A 20,647-nucleotide genomic window follows, 5' to 3' on the forward strand; every position below is an offset into this window, starting at 1 on the left:
GGCCTTCCGGCCGTCACGCCGCGACCTGGTTGGTGAAGATGCAGCCGGCCGGATCGGTCTGGCTGGCCTTGAGTGCCGGGTTGTAGCGGTAGAGCGTCGAGCAGTAGGGGCAGACCTTCTCGTTGTCGTCGCCCATGTCGAGGAAGACATGCGGGTGGTCATAGGGCACCGAGGCGCCGACGCACATGAATTCCTTCACGCCGATCTCGATCGAGCCATGGCCGCCGTCGTTCTGGAAATGGGGAATGCTGTGGCCAGCCATGTCAATGCTCCTGAAATGCCGTCTTTCTGGCGCGGACCATAGTCGCCTTCACGGCAAATGTGTAGATGCAAAACCGCCGCGCCCCGGGAGATTTCCGCATGCCTGCCGTTTTCTCCGCGGGCAAAGGGCAGTAAGAGCAGGGCATGCAAACGAAAGACGGCCCGCGATGAACCTTGATCCCCCGCCCTTTTCCCGTTTCACCCATGATGGCCTGGAGCTCGCCTTCTTCGACGAGGGCGACCCGTCGGGCCCACCGGTGCTGCTGATCCATGGCTTTGCCTCCAGCGCCAATGTCAACTGGGTGTTTCCCGGCTGGCTGAAGACGCTGGGCGATGCCGGCTACCGCGTCATCGCGCTCGACAACCGCGGCCACGGCAAGAGCGCCAAGCCGCATGATCCCGCGCTCTACACGCCGCCGCTGATGGCCGGCGATGCGGCTGCGCTGCTCGATCATCTGGCGATCCCCGAAGCCCATGTGTTCGGCTACTCCATGGGCGCGCGCATCACTGCCTTCCTGGCACTCGCCCATCCGCACCGCGTGCGCTCCGTCGTCTTCGGCGGGCTCGGCATCGGCATGGTGGAGGGTGTCGGCGACTGGGACCCCATTGCCGATGCGCTGCTGGCGCCCTCGCTCGACGTGGTGACGCACGATCGCGGCCGCATGTTCAGGGCCTTTGCCGACCAGACGAAATCCGACCGGCAGGCGCTTGCCGCCTGCATCATGACCTCGCGCGATCTCCTGACGGAAGCCGACATGGCGCGCATCGACATGCCCGCGCTGATCGGCGTCGGCACGAAGGACGATATCGCCGGGGCGCCACAGCCGCTCGCCGACCTGATGCCGGACGCAAGGGCGCTCGACATTCCCGGTCGCGACCACATGCTGGCTGTCGGCGACAAGGTCTTCAAACACGCTGTTCTGGAATTCTATGCGGAGATCGGCGGTCGCTGAGCGGCCGTTTACGACGATCGGCGCCAGCCATTTCGCACCGGCACCATTTGCTCTATATTGAATGGGACAGACGACAAGGAGTGCGGCGATGGTCGCGATGAACGAACTCAGGGCCGGCGAGAAGCTCAAGGCCATGGATCCGATCTGGGACAGCCTGCGCGAGGAAGCCCGCGTCGCCGCCCAGGCCGAGCCGCTGCTGGCGGCCTTCCTCTATTCGACGGTGCTGAACCAGCGTTCGCTCGAGGAAAGCGTGATCCACCGCGTCTGCGAGCGGCTCGACCATCCGGACCTGCAGGCCAACCTCCTGCACCAGATTTTCGACGAGATGCTGGAAGACTGGCCGGAATGGGGCGGAATCCTGCGCGTCGATATCCAGGCCGTCTATGACCGTGACCCTGCCTGCCTGCGCTTCCTTGATGCCGTGCTCTATTTCAAGGGATTCCACGCCATCCAGACCCACCGTCTGGCGAACTGGCTGTACACGAAGGGCCGGCGCGACCTCTCGCTCTACCTGCAAAGCCGCTCCTCCAGCGTTTTCCAGACGGACATCAATCCGGCTGCGCGCATCGGCAAGGGCTTCTTTCTCGACCATGCGACGGGCCTCGTCGTCGGCGAGACGGCCGTCATCGGCGACAATGTCTCGATCCTCCACAATGTCACGCTCGGCGGCACCGGCAAGGAGGGGGGTGACCGTCATCCGAAGATCGGCGACGGCGTGATGATCGGCGCGGGGGCCAAGATCCTCGGCAACATCCATGTCGGCCATTGCTCGCGCATTGCTGCTGGCTCCGTCGTGCTCAAGCCCGTTCCACCGAAATCGACCGTTGCCGGCGTGCCGGCCAAGGTGATCGGCGAGGCGGGCTGCAACGAGCCGTCGCGTGCCATGGACCAGCTCCTGGCGGCCTTCGACTACGATCTCTAGTAATGCCAGCGAAGGCGTAACGCAGTTCTGCACCCGGCGTTGCGCGAAGGGCTCCAAAGCGGGAAAAGTCGCTTTCTCGGGGAATTCGAGGGTTTACAGGGCCGGAGGCAGGTGCGAGAAGCGCGGCAAATCAACCGTTACGGAGACAGATCGTGAAGCCGGAAGAAATCAGGAAACTCGAGGCCTACTTCAAGCGCAATCTCAACAAGGAGATTGTCATCAAGGCCCGTCCGCGCAAGGATGAGTCTGCGGAAGTCTATCTCGGCGACGAGTTCCTGGGCGTCATCTTCCGCGACGACGAGGACGGCGAACTGTCCTACAACTTCTCCATGGCGATCCTCGACATCGACCTCTGATCGATCGGTATTCGCAAGGTTTAAGGCCCGGCTGCCCTTGGCGCCGGGCCTTTTGTTATTCTTTTGCGACAAATCGGCTTTTGTCAGGTCCAATAATCGTACCTATTGCGCAAGCTCTTGCTTTGGTTGCAAAATATTGCAATGCAGCATCTTTGTTGACTTTTTTGTGCATTGCATATAGATTTCGGACCATACCACCGGGATCCAAAGGAGACTTCGATGTTCAATTTCGACGAGGCAAACAAGAAGGGCAAGGAAGCCGTGGACACGTTCGTCAAGAGCTACACCACTGCTGCCCAGAGCTGGCAGGCGATCGCCACCGAGACCGCCGACTATTCGAAGAAGTCCTTCGAGAACGGCGTGGCTCACTTCGAAAAGCTCTCGGGCGTCAAGAGCGTCGAAGCTGCTCTCGAACTGCAGACGGCCTTCGTGAAGTCCTCCTATGAAGGTTTCGTCGCCGAAGCCACCAAGCTCAGCGAAATGTATGCCGATCTCGCCAAGGGCGCCTACAAGCCCTACGAAGCACCGGTCGCCAAGGCGACTGCCGCTGCCAAGGCTGCCGTCGCCGCCTGATTTTTCCAAGTACTGCGTACGCGTATAGCGTTCATCGGCCGGCTGCGGGCAACCGCAGCCGGCCTTTGCGCGTTCCGGGGATTGCGCGAGGCTGACGCGGCGGCGGCAAATTTCGCTATTTCCTTCGGATGACCCGCGATTATGATTGCAGTGCGAAGCGGGGGTCTTACAATCGTGGGCCGAGACATTAGATAACAGCTCCAGAAGGCAACCTCGGACAAGCGGTGCGCCACAGGCAAAGCGACCGCATGAAGGGCCCGCGGTCCGGGTCACAGTCAAGGGAATGAACACGAAAATGGATGTGAGACGGGTTCGAATGCAGGATGGGGAAGGCGGCGGCGACACTCCCGGTCGCAGCACCTCCGTCATTACCCGCACGAAACCTAAGACGAAGAAGCCGAGCCTGTACCGCGTCCTGCTTCTCAATGATGATTATACGCCCATGGAGTTTGTGATCCACATTCTGGAACGTTTCTTCCAGAAGGACCGCGAAGCGGCGACACGGATCATGCTGCATGTGCACAATCATGGCGTAGGCGAGTGCGGCGTGTTCACCTACGAGGTTGCCGAAACCAAAGTGACACAGGTGATGGATTTCTCCCGCCAGCACCAGCATCCGCTGCAATGTGTCATGGAAAAGAAATGAGGAACGAACGTGCCAACATTTTCTGCAAGCCTTGAAAAGGCGCTCCACCAGGCACTGACCTACGCGAACGAGCGCCACCACGAATATGCGACGCTCGAGCACCTCCTGCTGGCCCTTATCGACGACGCCGACGCGGCGGCCGTGATGGGGGCCTGCAACGTCAATCTCGACGTGTTGCGCAAGACCGTCACCGACTATGTCGACCATGACCTCGCCAATCTGGTGACGGGCTACGAGGAAGACTCCAAGCCGACCTCCGGCTTCCAGCGCGTCATCCAGCGTGCGGTGATCCATGTCCAGTCGTCCGGTCGCGAAGAAGTGACCGGCGCCAACGTGCTCGTCGCGATCTTCGCCGAGCGCGAAAGCCATGCCGCTTATTTCCTGCAGGAGCAGGAGATGACACGCTACGATGCCGTCAACTTCATCTCGCATGGCATCGGAAAGCGCCCCGGTTCGACCGAGGAGCGAAAGGTGCGCGGCGCGGAGGAGAGCGAGAACGAGCAGAAGCAGACCCGCGGCGCCAGCGAGCAGGAAGAGCCTGCCAAGAAGCAGGATGCCCTGACGGCCTATTGCGTCAATCTCAACGAGAAGGCCAAGAACGGCAAGATCGACCCCTTGATCGGCCGTCATGCCGAGGTCAACCGGACGATCCAGGTCCTGTGCCGCCGCTCCAAGAACAACCCGCTCTATGTGGGCGATCCCGGCGTCGGCAAGACCGCTATCGCCGAGGGCCTCGCCAAGCGCATCGTCGAGGGCAAAGTGCCGGAAGCGCTCGCTGACGCGACGATTTTCTCGCTCGACATGGGCACGCTGCTCGCCGGAACGCGCTATCGCGGCGATTTCGAAGAACGGCTGAAGCAGGTCGTCAAGGAGCTCGAAGACTATCCGGGCGCTGTGTTGTTCATCGACGAGATCCATACGGTGATCGGCGCCGGCGCAACGTCCGGCGGGGCGATGGACGCCTCGAACCTCCTGAAGCCGGCGTTGTCGTCCGGTGCGATCCGCTGCATCGGCTCGACGACCTACAAGGAGTACCGCCAGTTCTTCGAGAAGGACCGGGCGCTTGTCCGCCGCTTCCAGAAGATCGACGTCAACGAGCCGACCATCGACGACACGATCGAGATCATGAAGGGGCTGAAGCCCTACTTCGAGGAGTATCACAAGCTGAAATACTCCAACGAGGCGATCAAGACGGCGGTGGAACTGTCGGCGCGCTACATCAACGACCGCAAGCTGCCGGACAAGGCGATCGACGTGATCGACGAGACCGGTGCGGCCCAGATGCTGCTGCCCGTGGGGAAGCGCCGCAAGCTGATCACCGAGAAGGAGATCGAGGCGACGATCGCCACCATGGCCCGCATTCCGGCAAAGACGGTGTCGAAGGACGACGAGCAGGTTCTTGCCAACCTCGACAAGGAGCTGCGCTCCGTCGTCTACGGCCAGGACCTTGCGATCGAGGCGCTGTCGTCGGCGATCAAGCTTGCCCGCGCGGGCCTGCGCGAGCCGAACAAGCCGATCGGCTGCTACCTCTTCTCCGGCCCCACCGGCGTCGGCAAGACGGAAGTCGCCAAGCAGCTCGCATCGTCGCTCGGCGTGGAACTCCTGCGCTTCGACATGTCGGAATACATGGAGCGGCACACGGTCTCGCGTCTGCTCGGTGCACCTCCCGGCTATGTCGGCTTCGACCAGGGCGGTCTCCTGACCGATGGCGTCGATCAGCATCCGCATTGCGTGCTGCTGCTCGACGAGATCGAGAAGGCGCATCCGGACCTCTACAACATCCTGTTGCAGGTCATGGATCACGGCTCGCTGACCGACCACAACGGCAAGAAGATCGACTTCCGCAACGTTATCCTGATCATGACGACCAATGCGGGCGCGTCCGACATGGCCAAGGCTGCCATCGGCTTCGGCTCGTCGAAGCGCGAGGGCGAGGACATGGAGGCGATCAACCGCCTGTTCACGCCGGAATTCCGCAACCGTCTCGATGCGATCATCCCGTTCGGCTCGCTGCCGACGCCGGTCATCCATCAGGTCGTGCAGAAGTTCGTCATGCAGCTGGAAACCCAGCTTGCCGAGCGCAACGTCACCTTCGATCTCCAGCAGGAGGCAATCGCTTGGCTGGCCGAGAAGGGCTACGACGAGAAGATGGGTGCCCGTCCGTTGGCGCGTGTTATCCAGGAGAACATCAAGAAGAAGCTGGCCGACGAAATCCTCTTCGGCAAGCTCAAGAAGGGCGGCGTCGTGCGCGTCTCCGTCGGTGTGAAGGAAGACGGCTCGAAGGGCCTGATTCTCGACGCCGTGCCGGAGACGGCGCGGATCAAGCCAAAGGCCGAGGTCGAGGAGGCTGCCGCCAAGAAGGCCAAGCCCCGCAAGCCCAAGGAAACCGTCGCCGCGGAGGCCGCGCCCGCCAAGGCTCGCTCTTCGAAGAAGGTGGTGGAGGCCAAGGCAGAGGAACCGAAGGACGAGCCGCCGCGCAAGTCGTCCGGCGCCGTTCCGAAGGTGCCGCGCAAGAAATAACGGTTCGATGAAACGAATGGGCCGGGCAGGCGACTGCCCGGCCTATATTGTTGAGGACGTGGCGCAACCGTCGCTCCGCCGCAAACCCTTCCTCCGCCATGGTCGGGCTTGCCCCGATCATCCAGCGCTACGGGGCGGGTGTGGATCCTCGGGTCGGAGGCCAGAGATGACAGCAGTGGGCGAAGTGAGCTTGCCAACTCATGGGGCCGGGACAAAACTCCGTACGGCCTTGCTTTGCTACAAGAGAATTGAATGACCGCCCCGCCCGAACCCCAACCCCAAATCCACTGGTTCCTCCTCGGCATGCGCGGCATCTTCAGCCTGCCGGCAATCATCCTGATGCTGTCCTTCGTCGGTTTCGCGGCTTTTACCGCGGAAGCGAAGATCCCGGTCGACCAGGTGATGTTCATGACCGGCATGGTCTGGGCGCTGCCGGCAAAAGTGATTCTCGTCGGCTCCATGCTGTCGGGTGCGCATATCGCCACGGCCTTTCTCGCGGTGACGCTTTCGTCGGTGCGGATGATGCCGATGGTGGCGGCGCTCATTCCGGAAATCCGCACCAGCCGCACGCCGACCTGGCTGTTGCTGATCATCTCGCATTTCGTCGCCATCACCGCCTGGGTCTTTGCGATGGAGAAGGTAAGGGACGTGCCGCGTGGGGGCCGCGTCGCCTTCTTCGCCGGCTTTGGCGTGACGTTGACGCTCACCAATATTGTGCTCGTCGGCCTTGTCTATGGTGCGGTTTCGGAATTTCCGCCGATCGTTTCCGGCTGTCTCTTCTTCCTGACGCCGGTCTACTTTCTGACCTCGATCTGGATTTCAGCGCGTCACCGGGTGATCTACTGGGCGCTCGGCATCGGCCTGGCGCTCGGTTACGTCTTCGCGGTCGTCGCGCCGGAATACGATATCCTCCTGACCGGCGTCATCGGGGGGACCGCGGCCTGGTGGGGCGAAAGGGCGCTGCGCCGCCGGGAGGCCGCGCGATGAGTTTCGGTGGTCTTTGGCCTTATATCTACATCGCCGTTGCCGGCTGGCTGGCGACGGACCTCTGGCGCTGGGCGGGTGTCATCGCCGGCAATCGCATCGACGAGCGGTCCGAGGTCCTGAACTGGGTGAGGGCGGTGGCGACGGCGCTGGTGGCGGCGGTCATCGCCAAGCTGATCTTCTTCCCGACCGGCACGCTGGAGGCTTCGCCTCTCTGGCTGCGCCTCGGGGCTGTCGTGTTCGGCGGTCTCTGCTTCTTCTTCGGCGGCCGATTCAGGCAGATCGCCGGCATCGCCGCGGCCATCGCTTTCCTTGCCGCAGGGCTGGCGCTGCTCGGCGTTTGAAACGGAGCGCGCCTTCCGCGCGCTCCGTCTCCGGCTTTCGTGGTGTTTCTTACCGCGCCAATGCCCTGCGCAGCTTTTCCGCATTGGCGGCAAGCACGCTCTGGTCTTCCATCGTACCGGAATGCGGCTTCAGCGGCAGGCCCTCGACGCGCGGGATGACGTGGAAATGCAGGTGGTAGACGGTCTGGCCGGCGGCCGGTTCGTTGAACTGCATGACAGTGACGCCATCGGCCTCGAAAGCCTCCTTGGCGGCGGCCGCCACCTTCTGCACCACCGGCAGCAGGCGCGACAGCGTCTGGGGGGCAGCGTCGAGGATGTTGCGCGACGGCGTCTTGGGGATGACGAGCGTATGCCCGTTTGCCTGCGGCATCACATCCATGAAGGCGACGGCGTCGTCATCCTCGTAGACGCGATGCGAGGGGATCTCGCCGCGCAGGATCTTTGCGAAGATGTTGTTCGTGTCGTAGGCGGTCATGCTCGTCTCCGATGTGCTCAGTCGTTGTCGTCTTGGCCGCCGCTGCGGCGGAAGGGGCCGTGTTCGGCAAGGTATTCGCCCGTCGCCTCGACGTCGCGGCGCTCGCGCTCGAGATAATCGGCGACGGCGCGCCGAAGGCCGGGATGAGTGATGTAGTGAGCCGAATGGGTGGTGACGGGCAGATAGCCGCGCGCCAGCTTGTGCTCGCCCTGCGCGCCGGCCTCGACCCGCGCCAGACCCTTCTCGATCGCGAAATCGATGGCCTGATGGTAGCAGACCTCGAAATGCAGGAAAGGGTGGTCCTCGACGCAGCCCCAGTGCCGGCCGAAAAGCGTATCGCCACCGATGAAATTGATCGCGCCGGCGATGTAGCGGCCGTTGCGCCTGGCCATGACGAGCAGGATATCGTCTGCCATGCGTTCGCCGATCAGGCTATAGAACTGGCGGTTGAGATAGGGCCGGCCCCATTTGCGGCCGCCGGTGTCCATGTAGAAGGCGAAGAACTGGTCCCAGATTTTTTCGGTCAGGTCCCTTCCGGTCAGCCAGTCGATCTCGATGCCGTTTTCCACCGCCGCCCGTCGCTCCTTCTTCAGCGCCTTGCGCTTGCGGGAGGCGAGCGTTTCCAGGAAGTCGGCATGCGAGCCGTAACCTTCGTTGAGAAAATGGAACTGCTGGTCGGTACGGTGGAGGTAGCCCGCGGCCTCGAAAACCGGCATTTCCCCTTCCGGGACAAAGGTGACATGGGCGGAGGAGACACCGTGGCGTTTCGACAGTTCCTTCAACCCTTCGGCAAGGGCGGCCTGGCTGGCGATGACCGGCTGGTCGGTCCGGTGCAGCAGCCGCGGGCCGGTCGCGGGCGTGAAGGGAATGGCGGCCTGCAGTTTCGGATAATAGCGCCCGCCGGCGCGCTCCAGCGCATCGGCCCAGCCATGGTCGAAGACATATTCTCCCTGGCTGTGGTTCTTCAGATAGACGGGCAGGGCGCCGAGGAGGCCGCCGTCGTCGTCTTCCAGCAGGAGATGCTGGCCGAGCCAGCCCGTCTCGGCGGTGGCGCAGCCCGAATTCTCGAGCGCGGAGAGGAAGGCGTGGCTGACAAAGGGGTTGTACGGCGCCGAAGCGTCGCCCCTGGAGGCGCCGGAAAGGCGCCCCCAGTCGTCCGCCGCAATGTCGGCGAAGCTCGTTTCGACGCGGATCCGCACCGTCCCGCTCATCCTATGCCGTCAAGGCCTCGCGCGGATCGAAACCCTCGAAGGTCATCTGGTCCGCGTTGAGTGCCGTAATCGTGCGCGCTTCGTCGTCGCGCACCGTCCAGGTGATGACCTGCCGGCCGAGGTCGCGCTGCCGGCTGATGAAGGCGTTCGGCAGGTGGCCGTAGTGGTAGGAGATGAAATCGAGCCCGAGCTGCATGGCTTCCTCATGCACGGCGAAATTCTCCGGCCGGGCGCCTTCCGCCGTCAGGCCGACGGGGCGGCTGGTGCCGATCGCCGTCAAATCCTTCAAAAGCCAGTGATCGAAGCTCATCAGCGCGACGGGCCCGTCATAGTCTTCGATCGTGTCGAGCACGGCCATTGCGAAACCGTCATCGTCACCTTCGCGCCCCTTCAGCTCCAGGACGAGCGGCACACGGCCCTTCACGAGGTCGAGCAGCCGGCGCAGCGTCGGCACGCCGTCTTCCGTGCCGCCGACCTTCAGCAGGCCGAGTTCGGCGGCGGTGCGCTGGCGCACGTCCCCTTCGATGCCGCACAGCCGCTTCAGGTCGTCGTCATGGAAGACGACGGGTACGGCATCGGCGGCATATTGCAGGTCGCATTCGATGGCGAAGCCGGCATCGGCCGCGCGCGCGAAGGCAGAAAGCGTGTTTTCCCAGACCTTGCGGTTGAGATCGTGATAGCCGCGATGGGCGATCGGCCGCTCGGTCAGCCAGGGGAATTTCTGCATCAGGCGATTTCCATGATGGCGTCGATCTCGACGGCCGCATTGAGGGGAAGCGCTGCCATGCCGACGGCGGCGCGGGCATGTTTGCCGGCATCGCCAAGAGCTGCGACGAGGAAGTTCGATGCGCCGTTGATGACGAGGTGCTGCTCGACGAAATCCGGCGCGGAGGCGACGAAGCCGTTGATCTTGATGATGCGCTTGATCCGCGAGAGGTCCCCGAGGGCGGCCTTGGCCTGGGCGAGAAGGCCGAGTGCGCACAGTTCCGCTGCCTTCTGGCCGCCGGCGACATCAACGTTCCGGCCGAGATGTCCGGTGACGGCGAGCTTGCCGTCCAGCATCGGCAGCTGGCCGGAAATGTGGAGCACGTTGCCGCTGATGACGAAGGGCACGTAGTTGGCGGCCGGTGCTGCCGCCACGGGAATGTCGTAGCCCAGTTCCTTGACGCGGTTTTCGATTTCAGCGGACATTCCGGTCTCCGTTTCTTGTTGCCGGTCCATAGATAGGATCGGCTGGTGGCGGCTGTGAGGGGCATTGCGGCGCAGATCGTCGCAATGGAGGAAATGAAGTTGGCAAGAGGTGGATATTGCCTCGCTTTTGCCGGAAGAGTTCATATAACATCGCGACCGACTTCAACAGGAGGAAACGGATGTTTCGTTCAGCCTTTGTCGCGGCCCTGACGGCCGGGGCATGCTTCGCCGGCAGCGGCGTCTCGAGCGCCTTTGCCACGCCGGCGACCGGGCTTGCGCCGCACCGCGCCGTCTATGACCTCAAACTGAAGGATGCGACCGAGCGCTCCGGCATCGCCGGCATGTATGGCCGCATGGTCTATGAGTTCAACGGCAGTCCGTGCGACGGCTATACGGTCAGCTTCCGCTTCGTCACGCAGGTCAATACCGGCGAGGAGACGCGCCTCACGGACCAGCAGACGACGACCTACGAGGACCTGAAGACCGGTAGCTTCCGCTTCCTCACCCGCTCCTTCACCGACGAGAAGCTGGACAAGGAGGTGCGCGGCACGGCGCGCGAGGACAAGAAGGGCGTCAGCGTCGATCTGACTGCGCCGGACACGAGACAGGTGGAGCTTGCCGCAAGCCGCTTCCCGACCGAGCACATGCTCGACGTCATCGATCGGGCCAAGAAGGGCGAGCGTTTCTTCGAAGCGCGCCTCTTCGATGGCTCGGATGCGGGCGACAAGACGCTGATGACGACCGCCGTCGTCGGCAAGAAAGAAAAGCCCAAGGCGGGTGATCCGGACGCCGACAAGGCCGGTTCCTTCTCCAAGGAGGCCTTCTGGCCGGTCTCGATCGCCTACTACAACGACACGAGCGAAGGCGATGCGTTGCCGGTCTACCGCATGTCCTTCAAGCTCTACGAGAATGGAATCACCCGCGATCTCACCATGGACTATGGCGAATTCGTGTTGAGCGGGAAGCTTGCCAAGCTGGAGATGTTCAAACAGCAGGAATGCAAGTAGGCGGTTTTGGCTTACCGGTCACCCTTACCCTCTCCCCGCAGGCAGGGAGAGGGGATGTGCCAAACAAACGGTATTGATTGGGAAAACCGGCGCGGCCTATCCTTTCGCCCCGCTTGCGGGGAGAGGGTGGCTGGCAGGCCGGATGAGGGGCGAAACTGCACAGGAGATGCCTTTTTTACCCTGCGGCCCTTGATTTGCCGGCAAACTGCGGTTAAAGGGCCGCTCATTCCACACGTAAGGCATGGGATCGTCCGGGAGAAATCCGGACCGTTCCGCCCGGTGGCGCTTCCCAAGGAAGTGCTGTTCGCCTTGCGGAGGTTCAACCGGAAAAGGATAACTAGGCATGGCATTGCCCGATTTTTCTATGCGCCAGCTTCTGGAAGCTGGTATTCACTTCGGCCACCAGACGCACCGCTGGAACCCGAAGATGAAGCCGTACATCTTCGGCGACCGTAACAACGTTCACATCATCGACCTGGCACAGACCGTTCCGCTGCTGTCGCGCGCCCTTCAGGTCGTGTCCGACACCGTTGCCGGTGGTGGCCGCGTTCTGTTCGTCGGCACCAAGCGCCAGGCTTCGGACATCATCGCCGATGCAGCCAAGCGTTCGGCCCAGTACTACGTCAACGCCCGCTGGCTCGGCGGCATGCTGACGAACTGGAAGACGATCTCCAATTCGATCCAGCGCCTGCGCAAGCTCGACGAGATCCTGTCCTCGGAAGGCTCCGGCTATTCCAAGAAGGAGCGCCTGACCCTCGAGCGCGAACGCGAGAAGCTTGAAAAGGCCCTCGGCGGTATCCGCGACATGGGCGGCACGCCGGACCTGATGTTCATCATCGACACCAACAAGGAGTCGATCGCGATCCAGGAAGCCAAGCGTCTCGGCATCCCGGTCGTCGCCATCATCGACTCGAACTGCGATCCGGACCCGATCGATTTCCCGATCCCCGGCAACGACGACGCCTCGCGCGCCATCGCCCTCTACTGCGACCTGATCGCGCGCGCCGCCATCGACGGCATCGCACGCCAGCAGGGCGCTTCGGGCCGCGACCTCGGTGCTTCCGCTGAAGTTCCGGTCGAGCCGGCTCTCGAAGCCGAAGCATAAGGCAAAGGCCGGAGCGGTGTCTTTCGCTCCCGCTTTTCTAGATGACCGAGGCCAGAGAGACGATCCCTGGCCTCGGCTTGTTTGAAGACCCCGTCTGCCACGATCCCCAAGGATCGTTTTGCGGCGACAGGCCAGAGGTGATCTTCATCACCCTGTCACACTTCCGGGTACATTCGTTCCCAAAACCTTGAGTTCGCCGAGGTTTTCCGGCGACACGCAACAAGAACCGACAAGAGGCTCACAATGGCTGAAATCACCGCTGCACTGGTGAAGGAACTGCGCGAAAAGTCCGGCGCAGGCATGATGGACTGCAAGAAGGCGCTGGCTGAAAACAACGGCGACATCGAAGCAGCAATCGACTGGCTGCGCGCCAAGGGCATCGCCAAGGCCGACAAGAAGTCCGGCCGCACCGCGGCTGAAGGCCTGGTCGGTATCGCCAGCGCCGGCACGAAGGCTGTTGTCGTCGAAATCAACTCCGAAACCGACTTCGTTGCCCGCAACGATGCCTTCCAGTCCATGGTTCGCGGCGTTGCCGACGTAGCCCTGACGACCGACGGCACCGTTGAAGCCGTTGGCGCCGCCACCTATCCGGCAACCGGCAAGTCGGTCACCGACACGATCAAGGACGCTGTCGCCACCATCGGCGAAAACATGAACCTGCGCCGCTCGGTCCTGCTGTCGGTCGAAGACGGCGTCGTCGCGACCTACATCCACAACGCTGCTGCCGACCGTCTCGGCAAGCTCGGCGTTCTCGTGGCGCTGAAGTCGACCGGCGACAAGGAAGCCCTGAACGCCATCGGCCGCCAGGTCGCCATGCACGTCGCTGCAACGGCGCCGCTCGCCATCCGCGCCGAAGAAGTCGACGCCGCTGTCGCCGAGCGCGAACGCAACGTCTTCATCGAGCAGTCGCGCGCTTCCGGCAAGCCGGACGCGATCATCGAGAAGATGGTCGAAGGCCGCATGCGCAAGTTCTTCGAAGAAGTCGCCCTCTTGTCGCAGGCCTTCGTCATGAACCCCGACCTCACGGTCGGCGCTGCCGTCAAGGAAGCTGAAAAGACCGTCGGAGCGCCGATCGAAGTCGTCGGCATGGCCCGCCTGCTGCTCGGCGAAGGCGTCGAAAAGGAAGAAACCGACTTCGCCGCAGAAGTCGCAGCCGTCGCCAAGGGCTGATTTTCTTAATCCCGTTAGGGAAAAGAACAGGGCGCCGCGTGACAACGCGGCGCCCTTCGTGTATCCGGCTTGCCGAAATGCCTGCCCCGAAATTCTCAAGCGGCGATGGCTGCCCTCAAGCGGGACCGCCCTCGGTTCTGCCCGGCTGCCGGTTCGGGAGAGCAGGCGCACGAGTTCAGGAGCGACCATGACGGCCAAGCCAATCTACAAACGTGTTCTGTTGAAAGCCTCCGGCGAGGCGCTGATGGGCTCGCAGGGCTTCGGCATCGATGTCGCGGTGGCCGATCGCATCGCCTCGGATATTGCCGAGGCGCGGGCGCTCGGCGTCGAGGTCGGCGTCGTGGTCGGCGGCGGCAACATCTTCCGCGGCGTTGCCGTTGCCTCCAAGGGGGGCGACCGCGTTACCGGCGACCACATGGGCATGCTGGCGACCGTGATCAACGCGCTGGCGCTGGCCACTTCGCTGCGCAAACTCGACATCGACACCGTCGTCCTCTCGGCCATCGCGATGCCGGAGATCTGTGAAAGCTTCTCCCAGCGCGCGACGCTCCATCATCTCTCGCTCGGCCGCGTGGTGATTTTTGCCGGCGGCACGGGCAACCCGTTCTTCACGACTGATTCGGCCGCGGCACTGCGTGCTGCCGAAATGGGTGCCGAAGCGATCTTCAAGGGCACGCAGGTCGACGGCATCTATTCTGCGGACCCGAAGAAGGACCCGACCGCCACGCGCTTCGACCGCCTGACCCACAGCGAAGTGCTCGAAAAGGGCCTTGCCGTCATGGACGTCGCCGCGGTTGCCCTGGCGCGTGAAAACTCCATCCCGATCATCGTCTTCTCCATCCATGAGAAGGGCGGTTTTGCCGAAATATTGACCGGCGGCGGACGCGGGACCATCGTAACCGACAACTGATTCTTGAGGCGCGCACGCGAACCGCGTGCAGCCGCTCTATGAAAACGGGAGTATCCGATGAGTGAAGGTATTGACCTGAAGGAACTGAAGCGCCGCATGGATGGCGCGATTTCGGCCTTCAAGAACGACATCGCGTCGCTGCGCACCGGCCGCGCCTCGGCCAACGTGCTCGACCCGGTGCAGGTCGAGGCCTACGGTTCGCGCGTTCCGCTGAACCAGGTCGCCAACATCTCCGTTCCGGAGCCGCGCATGCTGTCGGTTTCCGTCTGGGACAAGGGCATGGTCGGCGCCGTCGAGCGCGGCATCCGCGAATCGAATCTCGGCCTTAACCCGATCATCGACGGCCAGAATCTGCGTATTCCGCTGCCGGAGCTCAACGAGGAGCGCCGCAAGTCGCTCGTCAAGGTTGCGCATGACTATGCCGAAAAGGCCAAGGTGGCGGTCCGCCATGTGCGCCGCGACGGCATGGACGATCTCAAGAAAGCCGAAAAGGATGGCGATATCGGGCAGGACCTGTCCCGCAGCCAGTCCGAAAAGGTGCAGAAGATGACGGACGACACGATTTTGGACGTCGATCGCTTGCTTGCCGAGAAGGAAAAGGAAATCATGCAGGTTTAAGGCGTTCGCCACCTGCATTTGTTTTCCTTTTCCGGATTGCCCATGAACCAACTTTCGCCCAGCACTGCGCCGGCACACGTCGCCATCATCATGGATGGCAACGGACGCTGGGCGAATGCACGCGGCCTGCCGCGCGCCATGGGGCACCGCAAGGGTGTCGAAGCGGTGCGCGAGGCCGTGCGCACGGCCGCCGAATGCGGCGTGCGCTATCTCACGCTCTTTGCCTTCTCCTCGGAAAACTGGAGCCGGCCGGAGAGCGAGATCACCGATCTGATGGGGTTGCTGAAAACCTTCATCCGGCGTGACCTTGCGATTCTCCACCGCGAGAACGTGCGCATTCGCGTCATCGGCGATAAGTCGAACCTGTCGAGCGATATTCTGCCGCTGCTGCTGGAGGCAGAGGAGACGACTCGGGAAAATTCCGGCATCACGCTGGTCATCGCCTTCAACTACGGTTCGCGTGACGAGATTGCGCGCGCCGTCAGAAGACTTTCCGAAGAGGTTGCCGCGGGCCGGCTCGATCCGGCTGCGATCACGCAGGAGCGCATCGGCGCATCGCTTGATACTGCCGGCATTCCCGACCCCGACCTTATCATCCGCACCAGCGGCGAGGAGCGGCTTTCCAATTTCCTGCTTTGGCAGGCGGCTTATGCGGAACTGATGTTCATTCCCGAATTCTGGCCCGATTTTTCGCGCGACACCTTTGTCGCCGCGCTGTCGCGTTATGCCATGCGCGAGCGCCGCTTCGGCGGTCTGCAGGCGGCAAAGACGCTTGCGGTGGGTTCGTGATGCACAGTGAACTGCGCCTGCGCATTCTCTCCGGCATTGTTCTGGCAGTCGTCGTGCTGGCTGCGACCTGGCTTGGCGGCCTTGCCTTCCGTCTGCTCGCTTCGGCCATCGCGCTGCTCGTCTACTATGAATGGTCGACGATCACCCGCATGTCGGAAACGGATTTCCGCGCCAATGCCTTCGGCTGGCTGTCGACCGTTCTCGTCGCGGCGCTGGTGCTCTTCGGCTTTGACGAGCTTGCGCTGCCCGTGCTGATTGCCGCCACACTGGTCGGCATCGTCTATGCGGTTGCGCTGAAGGGCAGCGGCTGGCTTGCCGGCGGCATTGTCTATTCCGGCCTGACGGTGATCTCGCTCGCTGCCATTCGCGGCGACACCGCCCATGGCTTTGCCGCCATGCTGTTCATTTTCGCCGTCGTCTGGGCGACGGACATCCTCGCTTACTTCGTCGGCCGGGCGATCGGCGGGCCAAAGCTCGCTCCGCCCATCTCGCCCGGGAAGACCTGGTCGGGGGCGATCGGCGGGGCGATTTCGGCGGTTGTTGCCGGCACGCTCGTGCATATGGTCTTTTTCCCGCTGAATGGCCTGTGGGTACCGGCCATTGCGCTCGTGCTCTCGGTGTTCAGCCAGATCGGCGACCTTTTCGAATCCTTCATCAAGCGCCGCTTCGGCGTGAAGGATTCCAGCCGCCTCATTCCGGGACATGGCGGCGTCATGGACCGGGTGGACGGCCTTGTTTTTGCCTGCTTCGCCGCGTTCCTCATTGCGCTTGGCGATGCGATCGTTTCGGGCACCGTCAACACGCCGGCCGGCGTGTTCCTTTTCGGCCCGTAGCGGCGACACAGACTGGGGATTGGGACCATGGACATGCTGGCTGGCTCCGTTGGATTCGTGACGGGCTATATCCTTCCCTTTCTGATCGTACTGACCCTCATCGTTTTTGTGCACGAGATGGGTCATTATCTCGCCGGCCGCTGGTCCGGAATCGGCATTACCGCCTTTTCCGTCGGGTTCGGCCCGGAACTTCTCGGTTTCACCGATCGTCACGGCACACGCTGGAAGCTCTCCGCCATTCCGCTCGGCGGCTATGTAAAATTCCTCGGCGATGACGACCCGGCGTCCATTCCGGATTACAATGCCGTCGCCGCACTGCCGGATGATGTGCGCAAGCGCACCTTCCTCGGCGCTGCGCTCTGGAAGAGGGCCGTCACGGTCGCCGCCGGCCCCATCGCCAATTTCATTCTCGCCATCGCCATTTTCGCCGTGATGTTCTCCATCTATGGCCGGCAGATCGCCGATCCGATCGTGGCCGAAGTCCGGCCGGACAGCGCCGCCCAGGAGGCCGGCGTGCGCCCGGGCGACCTGCTTGTCGCGCTCGACGGCAATCCGGTGGCGACCTTCGACGACGTGCGCCGCTATGTCAGCGTGCGTCCGGAACTGACGATCAAGGTGACGGTACGCCGCGATGGCCAGGATCTCGACCTGCCCATGGTGCCCAAGCGTACCGAGATCACCGACCAGTTCGGCAACAAGATCGAGCTTGGCCTGATCGGCATCGTGACCAACCAGGAAAGCGGCAATTTCCGTGTCGTCGAATACGGCCCGGTCGAGGCCGTGGGGCAGGGCGTGCTGCAAAGCTGGCACATCGTGACGGGCACGTTCGACTATCTCTCCAATCTCGTCATGGGGCGCATGAAGGCCGATCAGCTCGGTGGACCTATCCGCGTGGCGCAGGCTTCAGGCCAGATGGCGACGCTCGGTGTTGCCGCCCTGCTTCAGCTTGCCGCGGTTCTGTCTGTTTCCATTGGACTTTTGAACCTGATGCCGGTTCCGGTACTTGATGGCGGCCATCTGATGTTCTATGCGGTGGAGGCTATCCGGGGCAGGCCAGTCGGGCCCGGGGCGCAGGAGATCGCATTTCGCATCGGCATGGCGCTGGTGTTGATGCTGATGGTCTTTGCGACCTGGAACGATATTTCCATGCTTCTCGGCTAAGGTTTGCCGGTCTTCCGGCAGGAATCAAAAGGGGAGCCGCTTTCGCTGAGGCAGTCGTGCTAACGCTCTGTTTACCGTAATGAAACGGATGTAGTGACCTTCGGGCCACGGTTGGAATTGAAGTAAACAGAAATTAACGCGTGCGCTTGCTTGTATGGCAAAAGCGGTTAAAACGGCAAACGTGACCGGAATCGGGCGTACGCGCCTGCCGGGACGTTGAAACGAAGGTAAGTAGTGAAGATGAAAGCTGGTTCAAACTTTTTGAACGCCGTGTCGGCCGTTGCATTGTCGGCCAGTATGGTTGTCACGGGCGGCTCTTTTGCCACGCTTGTCTCCGCCTCCGTCGCGGAAGCGGCCGTTATCCGCAGCATCCAGGTGCGTGGCGCCAGCCGCGTGAGCGCCGATACGGTCAAGGCGAACATCACCATCACGCCCGGCAAGAATTTCTCCAATGCCGATATCGACGCCTCCGTGCGCCGCCTTTTTGCGACCGGCTATTTCTCGGATGTGAAGGTTTCGGTTTCCGGCAGCACGCTCGTCGTCACCGTCGATGAAAACCAGCTGATCAACCAGGTCGTCATCAACGGCAACCGCAAGATCAAGGACGAGAAGCTCGCGCCGGTTCTGCGTTCGCAGTCGCTCGGCCCGTACAGCGAAACCGCCATCGAGGCCGACAAGCAGGCCATCCGTGATGCCTATGCTTCGATCGGCCGTTCCGACGCCACCGTCACGACGCAGGTCTATCCGCTCGGCAATGGCCGCGTGAACGTTGCTTTCGTCGTCGATGAAGGTGACCGCACGAAGATCTCGCAGATCAATTTCGTCGGCAACCAGGCCTACAGCAACAGCCGCCTGCAGGCCGTCGTCGTCACCAAGAAGTCGAACTTCCTGTCGTTCCTGACCCGCAAGGACGTTTACAGCGAAGACAAGCTGCGCGCCGACGAAGAGGCGCTGCGCCAGTTCTACTTCAACAACGGTTATGCCGACTTCCGCGTCGTTTCGTCGGAAGCCGTTCTCGATGAAGCCTCCAACGAATATGTCGTGACCTTCACGGTCGAGGAAGGCCAGCGCTACGACTTCGGAGAAATCAACGTTGAATCGACCGTTGACGGCATCGATGGCGAAGAGCTGAAGGGCCTCGTCGAATCGCGCCCGGGCAAGACCTATCGCGCCCGCGACGTGCAGGACACGATGTCCGAGATTTCCAAGCGCGTCGCGGCCAACGGTTATCCGTTTGCCCGCGTGACCCCGCGCGGCAACCGCGATCTCGGCAATGGCACGATCGCCGTCGACTACCTCGTCGACCAGGGCGAGCGCGCCTATGTCGAGCGTATCGAGATCCGCGGCAACACCCGCACGCGTGACTACGTCATCCGCCGCGAGTTCGATATCGGTGAAGGCGATGCCTTTAACCAGGAAGTCATTACGCGCGCCAAGCGCCGTCTTGAGGCGCTCGGATACTTCTCGACCGTCAACATCACCACGGCGCCGGGCAGCTCGGCCGACCGCGTTGTGCTCGTCGTCGACGTTCAGGACCAGTCGACCGGCTCGTTCGGTATCGGCGCCGGTTACGAGACGGGCAACAAGGGCGGCTTCAAGCTGGAAGCTTCGATCGAGGAAAAGAACTTCCTCGGCCGCGGCCAGTATATCCGCGTGGCTGCCGGTGGCGGCGAGAATTCGCGTGACTACAACCTGTCGTTCACCGAACCCTACTTCCTCGGTTATCGCCTTGCGGCCGGCTTCGACGTCTTCAAGAACGAGGACGACAGCGAAGATTACTACAGCGTCGATACGCAGGGCTTTACCCTGCGTGTGACGGCTCCGATCACGGAAGACCTGTCGACGTCGCTGCGCTACAACTACACCAAGCTCGACTACAAGTCGGGTGACCTCGACGAGCTGTCGTCGCCGTATCAGCATGTCGTGGTCAACGGTCCGTGGGTTCGTTCTTCGGTCTCGCACAGCCTGACCTACGACACGATCGACGATCGTACACTGCCGCGCGACGGTATCTTCGCCCAGATCACGCAGGAATTTGCCGGTCTCGGTGGCGATTCGGATTTCTACAAGATCTCGGGTAAGGCTCGTTACTTCCACACGCTGCTCGAAGACGCCGATGTCATCGGCTCCATCGCGGTCAGCGGTGGCCATATGTGGGGCCGCAACGACGTGAAGGTCTTCGACCAGTTCACGCTGTCGGCGAACGACCTGCGCGGCTTCGAATCGAGCGGCATTGGCCCGCGTGCAACCTCGACGGGCGATGCGCTCGGCGGAACGACCTACTTCACGGCGTCCGCAGAAGCCTCCTTCCCGCTGCCGTTCATCTCCCGTGACTCGGGCTTCCGCGGCGCTGTCTTCGTTGATGCCGGCACGCTTTACGGCAATGACGTCAAGACCGTTGCGGCCGACAGGGTCCGTGGTGACGACATGAGCCTGCGCGCTTCCGTCGGTGCCTCGATCATCTGGGCGTCGCCGTTCGGCCCGCTGCGTGTCGACTACGCGGTTCCGGTCAAGAAGGAATCCTTCGACGAGGTGCAGCGCTTCAAGTTCGGCATCGCGACCCAGTTCTGAGGTAAGCAGTCCAGAACTGCGAGAAGACGGACGTTCTGGAGTCATGC

Annotated in this window: 22 protein-coding genes; 17 read left to right on the plus strand and 5 right to left on the minus strand. The window is 62.5% G+C overall.

Features of this window, described 5'->3' with window-relative positions; all coding sequences use genetic code 11:
- Positions 1-13: 13 nt before the first annotated feature.
- Positions 14-262 carry a zinc-finger domain-containing protein gene (locus tag P9A16_RS07185; protein ID WP_023516619.1) on the minus strand — a complete coding sequence of 83 codons (249 nt, stop codon included), beginning with the start codon at positions 260-262 and terminating at the stop codon, positions 14-16.
- A gap of 166 nt (positions 263-428) precedes the next feature.
- Between P9A16_RS07185 and P9A16_RS07190 the strand changes: the two genes are divergently transcribed.
- From P9A16_RS07190 to P9A16_RS07225, 8 genes are all read left to right on the plus strand, one after another.
- Entirely contained in the window at positions 429-1,214 is a 786-nt protein-coding gene (locus P9A16_RS07190) for an alpha/beta fold hydrolase (RefSeq protein WP_023516618.1), read from the plus strand.
- 88 nt (positions 1,215-1,302) lie between these two features.
- Positions 1,303-2,136 (plus strand): serine O-acetyltransferase, encoded by an 834-nt coding sequence (cysE, locus tag P9A16_RS07195; RefSeq protein ID WP_050744023.1) that lies wholly within the window; start codon positions 1,303-1,305, stop codon positions 2,134-2,136.
- 152 nt (positions 2,137-2,288) lie between these two features.
- Positions 2,289-2,492 (plus strand): DUF3126 family protein, encoded by a 204-nt coding sequence (locus P9A16_RS07200; protein WP_024271065.1) that lies wholly within the window; start codon positions 2,289-2,291, stop codon positions 2,490-2,492.
- Between the two features lie 219 nt (positions 2,493-2,711).
- Positions 2,712-3,065 (plus strand): phasin family protein, encoded by a 354-nt coding sequence (locus P9A16_RS07205; RefSeq protein WP_024271064.1) that lies wholly within the window; start codon positions 2,712-2,714, stop codon positions 3,063-3,065.
- Between the two features lie 295 nt (positions 3,066-3,360).
- Complete coding sequence (clpS, locus tag P9A16_RS07210) at positions 3,361-3,711, plus strand: ATP-dependent Clp protease adapter ClpS (protein ID WP_037408383.1); 351 nt, start codon at positions 3,361-3,363, stop codon at positions 3,709-3,711.
- Positions 3,712-3,720: 9 nt separating this feature from the next.
- Positions 3,721-6,231, plus strand: a complete 2,511-nt coding sequence (gene clpA / locus P9A16_RS07215; protein ID WP_023515318.1) for an ATP-dependent Clp protease ATP-binding subunit ClpA — start codon at positions 3,721-3,723, stop codon at positions 6,229-6,231.
- A gap of 252 nt (positions 6,232-6,483) precedes the next feature.
- Complete coding sequence (locus tag P9A16_RS07220) at positions 6,484-7,218, plus strand: AzlC family ABC transporter permease (protein WP_023515319.1); 735 nt, start codon at positions 6,484-6,486, stop codon at positions 7,216-7,218.
- Entirely contained in the window at positions 7,215-7,559 is a 345-nt protein-coding gene (locus tag P9A16_RS07225; protein ID WP_278025614.1) for an AzlD domain-containing protein, read from the plus strand. Before P9A16_RS07220 ends, P9A16_RS07225 begins: the two co-directional genes overlap by 4 nt.
- Before the next feature lie 49 nt (positions 7,560-7,608).
- Here the strand turns inward: P9A16_RS07225 and P9A16_RS07230 are convergent, their stop codons facing one another.
- From P9A16_RS07230 to P9A16_RS07245, 4 genes are read right to left on the minus strand one after another with little or no spacing between them, the layout of a single operon-like run.
- Positions 7,609-8,034 carry an HIT family protein gene (locus tag P9A16_RS07230; protein ID WP_050744019.1) on the minus strand — a complete coding sequence of 142 codons (426 nt, stop codon included), beginning with the start codon at positions 8,032-8,034 and terminating at the stop codon, positions 7,609-7,611.
- 17 nt (positions 8,035-8,051) lie between these two features.
- Complete coding sequence (locus P9A16_RS07235; RefSeq protein ID WP_023515322.1) at positions 8,052-9,245, minus strand: GNAT family N-acetyltransferase; 1,194 nt, start codon at positions 9,243-9,245, stop codon at positions 8,052-8,054.
- Between the two features lies 1 nt (position 9,246).
- The gene (locus P9A16_RS07240) at positions 9,247-9,972 is read right to left on the minus strand and encodes a glycerophosphodiester phosphodiesterase (RefSeq protein WP_023515323.1); all 726 of its coding nucleotides are present in this window, start codon (positions 9,970-9,972) and stop codon (positions 9,247-9,249) included.
- Positions 9,972-10,436 carry a RidA family protein gene (locus P9A16_RS07245; protein ID WP_023515324.1) on the minus strand — a complete coding sequence of 155 codons (465 nt, stop codon included), beginning with the start codon at positions 10,434-10,436 and terminating at the stop codon, positions 9,972-9,974. Before P9A16_RS07245 ends, P9A16_RS07240 begins: the two co-directional genes overlap by 1 nt.
- A 179-nt stretch (positions 10,437-10,615) precedes the next feature.
- Between P9A16_RS07245 and P9A16_RS07250 the strand changes: the two genes are divergently transcribed.
- From P9A16_RS07250 to bamA, 9 genes are all read left to right on the plus strand, one after another.
- Entirely contained in the window at positions 10,616-11,443 is an 828-nt protein-coding gene (locus P9A16_RS07250; protein ID WP_024271062.1) for a cell envelope integrity EipB family protein, read from the plus strand.
- Positions 11,444-11,786: 343 nt separating this feature from the next.
- On the plus strand, positions 11,787-12,548 hold the full coding sequence (gene rpsB / locus P9A16_RS07255) for a 30S ribosomal protein S2 (protein WP_023515960.1): 762 nt from the start codon (positions 11,787-11,789) through the stop codon (positions 12,546-12,548).
- Positions 12,549-12,791: 243 nt separating this feature from the next.
- Positions 12,792-13,718, plus strand: a complete 927-nt coding sequence (gene tsf, locus P9A16_RS07260) for a translation elongation factor Ts (protein WP_023515959.1) — start codon at positions 12,792-12,794, stop codon at positions 13,716-13,718.
- Between the two features lie 187 nt (positions 13,719-13,905).
- A complete protein-coding gene (pyrH, locus tag P9A16_RS07265; protein ID WP_023515958.1) occupies positions 13,906-14,628 on the plus strand; it encodes a UMP kinase in 723 nt (240 codons plus the stop codon).
- A 57-nt stretch (positions 14,629-14,685) separates the two neighbouring features.
- Positions 14,686-15,246, plus strand: coding sequence for a ribosome recycling factor (frr, locus tag P9A16_RS07270; protein ID WP_023515957.1), 561 nt, complete (start codon positions 14,686-14,688; stop codon positions 15,244-15,246).
- A 42-nt stretch (positions 15,247-15,288) separates the two neighbouring features.
- The gene (locus P9A16_RS07275; RefSeq protein WP_023515956.1) at positions 15,289-16,035 is read left to right on the plus strand and encodes an isoprenyl transferase; all 747 of its coding nucleotides are present in this window, start codon (positions 15,289-15,291) and stop codon (positions 16,033-16,035) included.
- Entirely contained in the window at positions 16,035-16,868 is an 834-nt protein-coding gene (locus P9A16_RS07280) for a phosphatidate cytidylyltransferase (RefSeq protein ID WP_023515955.1), read from the plus strand. Before P9A16_RS07275 ends, P9A16_RS07280 begins: the two co-directional genes overlap by 1 nt.
- Positions 16,869-16,901: 33 nt before the next feature.
- Positions 16,902-18,029: an RIP metalloprotease RseP gene (gene rseP, locus P9A16_RS07285; RefSeq protein ID WP_371260060.1), complete on the plus strand. Its 1,128-nt coding sequence runs from the start codon at positions 16,902-16,904 to the stop codon at positions 18,027-18,029.
- A gap of 240 nt (positions 18,030-18,269) precedes the next feature.
- On the plus strand, positions 18,270-20,600 hold the full coding sequence (gene bamA / locus P9A16_RS07290) for an outer membrane protein assembly factor BamA (RefSeq protein ID WP_023516364.1): 2,331 nt from the start codon (positions 18,270-18,272) through the stop codon (positions 20,598-20,600).
- Positions 20,601-20,647: the final 47 nt, after the last annotated feature.

The organism is Shinella sp. 838 (genome assembly GCF_029623935.1).
Lineage (GTDB): Bacteria > Pseudomonadota > Alphaproteobacteria > Rhizobiales > Rhizobiaceae > Shinella.